Raw genomic sequence first — 10,837 nt, forward strand, 5'->3', positions numbered from 1 at the left:
CGACATCCGCCCCGGCGGGAGAAAACTTTGCCGCGTTAGACAGTAAGTTAGTCATTACCTGTTGCAGACGCATACTGTCGACATTGACCCATAAGTCAGTGGCGTCGGCTTTTAGCTGATACTGCACCTGATACTGCTGAGCATAGCTCTGGTTGTCCCGCACTGCAGCCTCTATCACCGGTAACAGTGGCTGCGGCTGTATATCAAACTGCATCTTACCGGCGATCAGTTTGTCCATGTCGAGTAAATCATTGATCAGTATCTGCAGTTTCTTCACATTTGCCTGTGCCAGCTCAGTCATCTGCATCGCCTGGGCTGGCAATTGGCCAAACACCTGACCATGCAGTAGCCCAATGGCGCCGCTAATCGCTGTCAGGGGGGTACGCAGCTCGTGGCTGACGGTAGAAACGAACTCATCTTTTAACCGCTCGATTTTTTTCCGCTCGGTAATATCGCTGACAAAACCATGCCACAGTATGCTGCCGTCTGGCTGGCTCTCCGGCGCCGCGCGACCAGCCAGCCAGACTACTTCACCGTCGTGATGCTGAATGCGATGATCCTGTTTCCACAGTGATAATGTTTCGGCTGACTGCCTTATGCCCTGCTGTACTGAATCCCGATCATCAGGATGAACTAAAGCAAACAGCGGTGTGGCATCCTGCTTTACCTGCTCGGGTGTCAGATGAAACAGAGTATTAATACCTTCACTGCAATAAGGGAAGCTGAAGTTGCCCTCAGCGGTTTGCCTGAACTGAAACACCATGCCCGGAAGCTGGCTGGATACTTTTTTCAGCCGTTCTGCCACTTCAATTTGCGCGTCCAGATAACGGCGCCGTTCGATGTTACTGCCAATCCAGCGTGCCAGCAGGCTGACAAAGTCGCGCTCTAACTGACTGAAAGGCCGCACCCGAGGCTTGGCAGATGAAAAACTGATGGTACCAAAAGGAGCGCCCTCTACCTGTACGGCAGCGCCGATATAACTTTCCAACGCAAAAGTACTAAAGCAAGGATGACTGGCGTATTTGCTGTCGCTCATATGATGCACAGCAAATACGTTGTTGCTCGCCAGCGTTAAGCTACAGTATGTCTGGCCAAGCTCAAAATGCGTGTCGTCCTGTAGTAAACCCGATGGCGCGCTATGTACTATCACCTGGTAGTCATCACCGGTTATCTTGCTCAGTACGGCGATCGGCAGGTGCAGGTAATCAGCAGCAACTAACAGAGCCTGACGTAACTGCTCGCGCCAGTCCGGGTTAAAGCTGGCGGCAATATTGTTCAGTGTGCTTAAAGCTTGCTGATATTGCTTATTCTGCTGGGTTTCGCGCTGCTGCTTAAGCTCCTGCGATTGTTGTAGTTCACGCATCAGACGCCGTGTTACCCGTTGCATATCTGATAACAACAGCAATAGCAGCAGTTCACTGACCAAAAACGCCAATGCCCACTTTTGTAGCACATCAGTGGTTTGGTGTTGTTGATAATCCTGCCAGCCCAGCCAGCCAAAGAACACCAGCAGCAATAAGCTGCCGAACCAGGTGATAAAATTGCTGGTACTGCTAACGCGTTGAATTATCATAGCGACCTTAGATTCAGTGACAGCCTTACTATAAAGCACAAGCTTGAGTGTGGCAAAAACAGTAGGCAGCCAATTATGCAAACCTCTTTATCGCAGCAGTTTGAGCAGCTAACAGCCGTATTGCAGCAGTACCGGCAATACTGGCAACTGTTGCCTTTTGCTTGCGATACCCTGCCGTGGGCTGATCAGCAATTGCAGCAGTGCCTGCTGGCGCTAGATGAGCAACAGCTAAAGCAAATTGATAATAGCAGCGAGTTGCAGCAACAGGTGTTCGCGCCGTTTTTCCCGGCGCTGTATGCATTACCTCAGTTGACTGTTCCGACAGCAGAGCAACCGCTCAGCCCTTTACCATTCTGGCTGGAAAACGGTATCGGCGGGCGCAAACTGCAGCAAATCGATGCTGTCTGCCAGCACTGGCCAGAGCAGGCTCTGCCGGTGGTAGAGTGGTGCGCCGGTAAGGGACACCTTGGCCGGATCCTGGCGCACCGCTTTACCGCGCCGGTGACCAGTATTGAGTGGCAGGCAGCATTGTGCCGGCAAGGTGAAGACCTGGCAGGTAAGTACAAGCTGGCGCAACAATTTATTTGCGCCGATGTGCTTAATGATTCGTTGCAGCATCTGTTGCAGCCACAGCAGCAACTGGTTGCCCTGCATGCCTGCGGACAGTTACATATTTCGATGTTAGAGCAGGCAGTGCAGGCAGGTTGTCAGCAGTTACTGCTGGTACCATGCTGTTATCATTTGATCCCACAGCCTTGTTACCAGCCAATGTCAGCAATCGGTATTACGCAGGATCTTGACCTGGCGAAAGACGATTTAAAGCTGATAGTGCAGGGCCAGGTCACTGCTGGCGGGCGCATTGAAAAACTGCGTGGCACAGAGGTACTATGGCGGTTGGCGTATGATGAGCTACGTTCGGATATCAGCAGTCAGCGCGCATACCGGCCGCTGGCATCAGTAAGCAAGCACTGGTTCAGCGCGGATTTCACCGGCTTTGCGCACTGGGCTGCCGCCCAGCATCAGCTTACTTTGCCGGCAAATACCGACTGGACACATTACTTACAACGGGGGGCCAGGCGGCTGCAGCTGGTGCAGCGCATTGAGCTGGTACGCCACCTGTTCCGACGGCCGCTGGAGCTATGGTTGATGCTGGATAAGGCGCTTTATCTGCAGCAGCACGGTTATGAGGTTCGCTTAACGGAGCTGTGCGACTACCACATTACACCCCGTAACCTGCTGCTTAGCGCGATAAAGCAGAATTAACTGCCCTGTGTCAGTGACTGACGTGAGCCTATGCGCTGGAAAGCCGCCAGGTCAAATACCGGCAGTATGGCAAACAATTTGTCGAAAATGTCAGCCTGAATAGCTTCATAGTTCAGCCAGTTTTTGTCAGCACTGAAGCAATAGATTTCAATGGGTAGCCCCACTTCTGTCGGTTGCAGCTGCCTGACCATCAGTGTCATATCCTGATTGATGCTGGGGTGCTGGCGTAATATCCAACGCACATAATAACGAAACAAGGCAATATTGGTGACGTCATCACTGTCCAGCAGATCTCGCACGTCCTGTTGTTGAAAAAAACTTTGTAGCCGCTGGCGCTGTTGTAGTTTTTCCAGCTCCGGGCTTTTAATAAAGCGGATAGTATTAATATCGATATTGATTGCGCGCTTGATACGCCGGCCGCCGGATTGCTGCATGCCACGCCAGTTTTTAAATGAGTCTGAAATCAGTGCATAAGTAGGGATGGTGGTAATGGTGTTATCCCAATTCCGCACCTTTACCGTTGTCAGCGCGATTTCTGTTACATCGCCATCAGCACCGTATTTAGGCATCTCTATCCAATCGCCGACATTGACCATATTGTTGACGGCGATCTGAATACTGGCGACAAAGCCGAGAATAGCGTCTTTAAACACCAGCAATAACACTGCCGTTAGTGCACCTAAACCGCTGAGCAGTAGCGTCGGTGATTTACCCAGGGTGGTACTGATAATTAGGATACTGAACACAATAAAGGTCAGCAGTTTTAATAGCTGTGAAATACCCTGATACGGAATGGTAGGATTAGGCACCAGGTGGGCATAGCTTTTCGCTATCAGCGTAATAGCAGCGGCTACCGCCAGGCCAAGGAACAAATACAGGTAGAGCCATACCAGCACACCCAGCACGGCAGACAAATGTTCGTGTTGATTAAACAATACCGGCAGCAGCGCCTGTAGCACCAGAGCCGGAAGTAAATGTGCCAGATGGCTTGCCAGGCTGCGACGCTCGCGCTCAGTTTCGTGAGTTAAGCGGCCATCCAGTTTATCCAGCACACTTGCCAGGATTGGCCGCAGCCAGGCCCTGACGAACATAAAGCACAGGGCTACGACGACCACGGCAATCAGAATGTTGCAGCCGAGGATAAAGCTGCTGTGCCAGCGCTCAGGCAGCATGACGCTGTTGGCCAGCAGAGTAAGCAGATCATTTAACATGGTAGTTGCTCCGCGGATGCTCTGACGGTTTCTGTCTGATAAAACTGCTCAATAAGCTGCTCTTTATGCTGCCAGCGCTGGTTCAGCCACAACTGAAAGCGCTCGCGGAACTGTTCATCGTTAAAGTAGTCGCCAATCACCTGCTGGTCGACCGGCAATACCTCTACCTGCACCACGACGCGCTTCAGTTTACCCATTAACATATCCAGCGCGACATTATCCTGGTTATCCGGGTACAGCAGGGTAAAGTCTAAAATCGCGTTAAACTGCTCTCCCATGCTGGCGAGCGTAAAGGCAATACCGCCGGCTTTGGGCGGCAGCAAATAGTGAAATGGGCTGCGTTTTTGTAGTTTTTTATTTTCAGTAAAACGGGTGCCCTCAACAAAGTTGATAATAGTTGTCGGGACGGTTCTAAACTTCTGACACGACTGGCGGGTGGTCTCGATGTCTTTACCCTTTAAATGCGGGTATTTTGCCAGTTGTGCCGCGCTGTAACGTTTCATAAAGGGCATATCCAGTGCCCAGCAACCTGTGCCTAAAAATGGTAGCCATTTCAGCTCGTCTTTTAAGAAGAATTTCGGTTCCGGGATCCGGCTATGCGCGACTGTGCTGACGACCGGAATATCCAGCCAGCTTTTATGGTTTGAGATCAGTAAATACCAACTGGCTTTATCCAGTTCCTGCGCACCGGTAATTTGCCAGTCTGCACGGTTAAACAGATTAATCAGCGCTGTATTGCCTGTTGTCCAGCCGCGGTAACAGCCTTTGCCTGCCAGCGCAGTCAGGCGGTGCACTGCCGGAAATGGCAATAGCAGTTTGATTAAGCCAAGCGGGGTTACCAGTATGCCCCACAGGGCCAGGTTACAGCTAAACAGCGTAAAACTGAACGGCAGTAACAGCCAGCCGGGTAGAAAACTTAACATTACTGCTTAACTCCTTGTTTCAGTGCGGTCAGCTGTTGATCTTTTTGCTGCCATAACTGGTTAATCCATTGCTGGAACCGTTCGCGGTATTGGTTGTCGTTATAGTCGCCCAGCAAATCGGGTGTTATTGGCAGCACGTTAACCTGCACTGTTATATCACGAACTTTACCGGAGATATAATCCCAGAAGGTCGGGATGCCTTTAGGGTAACGAATAGTAATATCCAGAATTTTATGCAGTTGCTCACCCATGGCGCCGAGAACAAAAGCTGCACCGCCGGCTTTGGGTTTTAGCAGGTTTTGATACGGAGCTTGCTGTTTATCGTGCTTTTCGCGGGTAAAGCGGGTGCCCTCAACAAAATTCATAATAGCGGCTGGTTTAAAGCGGAATTTGCGACAGGCTCTGCGCGTCGTCTCAATGTCTTTACCTTGTAAATGCGGGTTACGTTGTAAAAACGCTTTGCTATAGCGTTTCATAAAAGGGAAATCCAGCGCCCACCAGCAAAGGCCTATAACAGGGACGTAAATCAGCTCTTTTTTCAGGAAAAACTTAATAAAAGGAATTTTACGGTTGAATACTTTTTGCAGCACCAGGATGTCCGCCCATGACTGATGGTTGGCTAATACCAGATACCAGTCTTTACGCGACAGTTTCTCCAGGCCGCTGATGTGCCAGCGAATGCGGGTGAATAAACGGGTGGTGAAGTTGTTCACACTGATCCAGGAGACAGCACAGGCGTCCAGCAGATAGGTCATCCAGCTTTGCCAGCGCGTTAAAGGCGGCAGTTTTAACAGCGCCAATATCATAATGGGGACAGACCAGAACAGGGTGTTCAGAATGTACAACAGCATCGACAAGGCACCCGTAAGCGGACGCGGTAAAAAATGTAGCATAGCAGCACCTGATAACAATGACCGGAAACAGTACCGGTAAAAATGATAACAGCAGGCGAGCCTGCTGTTAACACATCGGATCAGTAGCTAGTGTACCTTAATCTTCAAAGTAGGTGTAACCATAAACACCGGCTTTCAGCTCGTCCAGCAACTCGTCTTTGCGCCCATCGGCCATATCCAGTTTAGACAGCTGCTTAGTGTAGGATGCAATCAGCTTCTTGGCATCAAACTGCACGTAACGCAGCACATCGGCCACGGTATCGCCCTTGATGATGTTGGTCAGCTTGTAGCCGCCGTCGTCAGTCAGTTCAACATGCACAGAGTCGGTATCACCAAACAGGTTGTGTAAGTCGCCAAGGATCTCCTGATAAGCGCCAACCATAAACATACCCAGCAGATATTGCTGGTCTTCTTTATATAATGGCAGTGGCAGGCTGGGTTCTATACCATTGCCGTCAGCATAGCTTTTTAGCTGGCCGTCTGAGTCGCAGGTAATATCCTGAATAATGGCGCGGTGATCCAGCGGCTCATTCATCCGTTCCAGTGGCATTACCGGGAACAATTGATCAATACCCCAGGCATCTGGCATTGACTGGAATAATGAGAAGTTAACAAACAGCTTGTCTGCCAGCTTTTCGTTCAATTCGTCATGGATTGAACGGTGTGAGCGGGCTGTCATGTCCAGGTTTGCTTTTACTTTGTTGATAGTGGCAAAGTAAATTTGCTCAAGCAAAGACCAGTCTTGCAGTGTCAGCAGGCCATGTACGTATTGCGCATGGGCGTCAGTAAAATAGTGCACGGCATCATGGTATGCTTCAATTGCCGTGCGCGGCGTGACATTCTGATAAGCTTCCCACAAGCCGAGAATGACAGTAGGCGAGTCTTCACCCGGCTCTGGCAGGTTCACCAGGCCTGGCGCACGCTCAATATCAATAGCATCGGTCACCAGTACCGCGTGGTGCGCGGTCATCGCCCGGCCAGACTCGGTAATAATATTCGGGTGTGGCAGGTCGTACTCGTCACAGACCTCTTTTAAGCCATTCACGACGTTACGCGCATACTCGTACATGGTGTAGTTCATCGAACAGGCCGAACGGGATTTCGAACCTTCATAGTCCACACCCAAACCACCGCCAACATCTACAGTGCTGATCGGTACGCCTAAGGTGCGCAGCTCGGCATAATGGCGCGCACATTCACGGATGGCGTTGTGGATATCGCGGATATTGGCAATTTGTGAGCCGATGTGAAAGTGCACCAACTGCAGCAAGTCGAGCTTGCCGGCGTCACGCAGTATATCAATCGCCTGCAGCACCTGAGTGGCTGTTAAACCAAACTTGCCTTTCTCGCCGCCGGTGTTCTGCCACTTGCCTTTACCAACAGAATTCAGGCGGATACGGATACCAATACGCGGCGCAGCGCCCAGGTTGTCAATTTCGCGCAGCAACGTTTTAAGCTCGGACAGCTTCTCAACCACCACGTAGACAGTGTGCCCCATCATCTGGCCTATAGTGGCCAAACGTAAAAACTCGCTGTCTTTATAGCCGTTACAGACGATTTGCAGCGGTTGTTCCGTCACACCAAGAATGGCCATTAATTCTGGCTTACTGCCAGCCTCTAAGCCGACTTTGCCGCTGTCGTGGCTGATAAGGCGTTTAACCACAGAAAACTGCTGGTTTACTTTAATTGGATAAACGGCGGTGTACTGGCCCTGATAGTCTTTTTCTGCTTTGGCGCGCATAAACGATTTGATCAGCGTATCGACCCGGTGCTGCAGAATATCGGTAAAACGCACCAGTACTGGTAAGGTTAAGCCTTCTTCTTTAAAGCGTGCTGTCAGCTCCGGAAAACTGATACCGGTTTTACTGTGATCCTGATCCGGGAAGGCGATCAGATCACCATTAGCATTGACGTCAAAATACCCTTCACTCCAGACAGCTACATTGTAGATAGAGCGCGCTTTTTCAGTACCCCAGTCGGCCATTGTCGTTCCTTTAAAATTGAGATGTGCATAGTTTAAGGCGAATACCGTTCAGGTGCAGCAAAAAACACGAAATATTTGAGTGTAGCCCCAGTAAAGGGCACAATACGCGCCCTGTTACAGTAAGGGAAAGAGATATGTCGGGTTTTAACAACAATTGGTACACAGAAGTTTTTGCAGCAAGTGGCAGTGCTTTTGGTTTGCAAGTGACTAAAAAGCTTGATGAAGTACAGTCACCGTTTCAAAGAATTGAGATGTACGAAACCACACATTTCGGCAATCTGATGGTAATTGATGACGTTATCATGCTCAGCAGCCGGGACAATTTCTTATACCATGAGATGCTTAGTCATCCTGTGCTGTTTACGCATGCTGATCCGAAAAATGTTGTCATCATCGGTGGCGGCGACTGCGGCACCCTGCGTGAAGTATTGAAACACCCAGGTGTAGAAAGTGTGACCCAAATCGATATTGATGAACAGGTTACGCGGATGTCAGAAAAGTACTTCCCGGAGCTGTGTGCGTCGAATAATGATCCGCGCGCCACGCTGAAGTTTGATGATGGCATTAAATATATGCGCGACGCAGCGCCGGAATCAGTCGATGTCATCATCGTCGACTCAACCGATCCGATTGGCCCGGGTGAAGGTTTATTTAACCGCGCTTTCTATGATAGCTGTCGTAAAGCGCTGCGTCAGGGCGGTATTTTGGTGCAACAAAGTGAATCACCGCTTATCCATATGCCATTACTGAAAGACATGCGCCAGGCTATGCAGGATGCCGGTTTTGATGCACTGCAAACGCTGCTATTTCCACAAATGGTATATCCGTCTGGCTGGTGGACCTGTACCTTAGCCCGTAAAGGCTCGAGCTTTGATGGCTTCCGTGAAGCCGATGCAGCTGCAGCACCTTTTACCACGGAATACTACAATGTAGCTGTGCATAAAGCGGCGTCAGCCTGGCCTAATTTTATGCATAAAGCGTTATCGGAGTAGACAGGCTTTACTTAGCCCAGACTGAACATAAAATAAATGTACGGCCTTGCTTGCGTAACTGGCAAGCTTTCTGTACATTTATTGTTCATGTGTGGGGTGCCAAATGATGAAATATAGTTACCTGCTGTTTTTCAGCGTATTTTCTGTACAAGCCGCTGTTTATAAGTGTGAACAGAATGGCGTCGTTGAGTTTAGTCAGTTCCCATGTGCAGAGGAAGCTGAGCAGGTGGACATGCGTCCGCTTGGCACGGCAATGATTGGTACCCGCAGCGAGTTTAAGCAACAGGTCGATGCCGTAAGGCGGCAGAGCCGCTTTGTTGAGTTTCAGATAAGTAAACTGGAGCAGGAAAAACAACAGCGGTTAGATGAGCTGAAAGCCGATTTATATAAGCTGCGGCGCAGTTTTCCTAAATCTGAAGAGTTGGCCGCGTTACAGCAAAAAATAGATCGCTTAACTGAGCTGTATGATGAAAAAATCAGTGCTGAACGGGGTAACCTGATGGCACTGAAGTCGAAAGTGGTTAGCCTGGAACGGCAATACGCGCAAAATAACTGATTAGAGCCTGGTATTTTTTAAACCCCCGCAATGCGGGGGTTTTTGTTATGGGTAGCTTTTACAAACTAAAAGATGCGCGCAGGTACCAGTAACGGCTACCTGGCATATCATAAGTTGAAGGGTCATAGCCGTTCAGCGAACAGGATAAACATACAGGCGGTTCTTTGCCAAACAGGTTATTAACACCGAAACTTAATTGCATGCCTGATAAAACAGCATCGGTGCGCCAGCTTAGCTGTGCATCATGGTAAGTGGTGCTACCCAGTCTGTTTTGCCCTGTTGTTGGGTTGTTACGGCAAATGGCAAAACTGGCAGCGTCACCGCAGCTTTCCTCCAGATCACTGGTGTAGCGCATCGTCCAGCTGGCTTGCCAGGCGTCATGTTTCCAGTTTAATGCAAGATTACCGCTCCATTCAGGAATTGCAGAGTCGTTTGCTTCAATGCCGACAGTTTTTGGCTGTTGCTGGCCGTTGGCATCCAGCACTTTGTAATCTTCAACCAGGGTGGCACGCAGTTTCACATCAAATTGACCAAAACCGGTTTGCGGCAACAGCCAGCCAATATCAAAATCCAGGCCTGAAGTGTCTATGCTACCAATGTTAGTCAGAACGTTATTAAATTGGTCGATAGCACCCAGCTGATTGCGGCCTATACCATTACAAAAAGTGTCAGACAGTGTTTGCACACACAGATTAAGTTGGGTTTGTGCATCCAATGCCTGAATAGCGCCTTTCAACTCATGCTGGTACCAACTGACACCAATGTCCAATCGTTCTGACCAGGCTGTTGCTGCGGCAAATTCCGGACTAAACACCATACCCAGGTTATAGCTGGTTGATGTTTCTGGTGCCAGGTCGCGGTTACCACCAGTTACCACACTGATTTGCGGGTTAGGCTGCTGATAATCAGCCGGCACACCAAGAGCGGCGCAATTTGCCACCAGAGCGGCGTCTGGCTGTGAGCAGGGATCTGACAGTACTGCATCAAAGCCGCTGGCTGAGCCGAATAATTCGCCGATATTCGGTGCCCGGAAACCTTCAGACCAACTACCTCGGAATAACAGCTCATCTTGCATTAGCCAACGAAAACCAAGTTTGCTGGTGGTTTCACTACCGAAGGTTGAATAATCGGAATACCGGCTGGCGAGACTTAAATCCAGTTGTTTTGCCAGCGACAGATCTGCCAGCAATGGCACATTGAGTTCAACAAATAACTCGTTAACATTAAGCGAACCAGCGGTTGGCAGAGAGACTACGCCATTATACTCACCCGCGACAGTGAGAGCGTCGGGATTGTATTCGCCACTATATTTACGGTACTCCCAGCCGGAAGCGAAACTGAGTGCGCCAGCGGGTAATTCCATTAGTTCACCGCTAATGTTGGCAGAATATAAACTCAGTTTGTTTTCGCTGGTATCGCGTACCACAGGCCGAATATAATCA

Annotated in this window: 9 protein-coding genes; 3 read left to right on the forward strand and 6 right to left on the reverse strand. The window is 49.8% G+C overall.

The features are described from left to right. Window positions 1-1,573 (reverse strand): histidine kinase dimerization/phospho-acceptor domain-containing protein (locus VIN66_RS17415; protein ID WP_331925165.1); only part of this gene is annotated, 1,573 nt, incomplete at its 3' end. A 75-nt stretch (window positions 1,574-1,648) separates the two neighbouring features. Here VIN66_RS17415 and VIN66_RS17420 point away from each other — a divergent pair. Continuing rightward, on the forward strand, window positions 1,649-2,836 hold the full coding sequence (locus VIN66_RS17420; RefSeq protein ID WP_331925166.1) for a methyltransferase: 1,188 nt from the start codon (window positions 1,649-1,651) through the stop codon (window positions 2,834-2,836). Here VIN66_RS17420 and VIN66_RS17425 read toward each other — a convergent pair. The 4 genes from VIN66_RS17425 to speA form a co-directional block, all read right to left on the reverse strand. Then, the gene (locus VIN66_RS17425; RefSeq protein WP_331925167.1) at window positions 2,833-4,047 is read right to left on the reverse strand and encodes a mechanosensitive ion channel family protein; all 1,215 of its coding nucleotides are present in this window, start codon (window positions 4,045-4,047) and stop codon (window positions 2,833-2,835) included. The genes VIN66_RS17420 and VIN66_RS17425 overlap by 4 nt on opposite strands. Then, window positions 4,041-4,970, reverse strand: a complete 930-nt coding sequence (locus VIN66_RS17430; protein ID WP_331925168.1) for an acyltransferase — start codon at window positions 4,968-4,970, stop codon at window positions 4,041-4,043. The genes VIN66_RS17425 and VIN66_RS17430 overlap by 7 nt, the downstream gene beginning before the upstream one ends. Then, on the reverse strand, window positions 4,970-5,863 hold the full coding sequence (locus VIN66_RS17435) for an acyltransferase (RefSeq protein WP_331925169.1): 894 nt from the start codon (window positions 5,861-5,863) through the stop codon (window positions 4,970-4,972). Before VIN66_RS17435 ends, VIN66_RS17430 begins: the two co-directional genes overlap by 1 nt. A gap of 97 nt (window positions 5,864-5,960) precedes the next feature. Then, window positions 5,961-7,847 (reverse strand): biosynthetic arginine decarboxylase, encoded by a 1,887-nt coding sequence (gene speA / locus VIN66_RS17440; protein WP_134053086.1) that lies wholly within the window; start codon window positions 7,845-7,847, stop codon window positions 5,961-5,963. Window positions 7,848-7,981: 134 nt separating this feature from the next. On the opposite strand from speA, the gene speE reads away from it, so the two are divergent. Both speE and VIN66_RS17450 read left to right on the forward strand, forming a co-directional pair. Beyond that, the gene (speE, locus tag VIN66_RS17445; RefSeq protein ID WP_331925170.1) at window positions 7,982-8,839 is read left to right on the forward strand and encodes a polyamine aminopropyltransferase; all 858 of its coding nucleotides are present in this window, start codon (window positions 7,982-7,984) and stop codon (window positions 8,837-8,839) included. 103 nt (window positions 8,840-8,942) lie between these two features. Beyond that, window positions 8,943-9,395 carry a DUF4124 domain-containing protein gene (locus tag VIN66_RS17450; protein ID WP_230818225.1) on the forward strand — a complete coding sequence of 151 codons (453 nt, stop codon included), beginning with the start codon at window positions 8,943-8,945 and terminating at the stop codon, window positions 9,393-9,395. A gap of 58 nt (window positions 9,396-9,453) precedes the next feature. On the opposite strand, the gene VIN66_RS17455 is transcribed toward VIN66_RS17450, so the two are convergent. Continuing rightward, window positions 9,454-10,837, reverse strand: a 1,384-nt coding sequence (locus tag VIN66_RS17455) for a TonB-dependent receptor (protein WP_331925171.1), incomplete at its 5' end; no start/stop codon positions are given.

Source organism: Rheinheimera sp. (genome assembly GCF_036568245.1).
Lineage (GTDB): Bacteria > Pseudomonadota > Gammaproteobacteria > Enterobacterales > Alteromonadaceae > Alishewanella.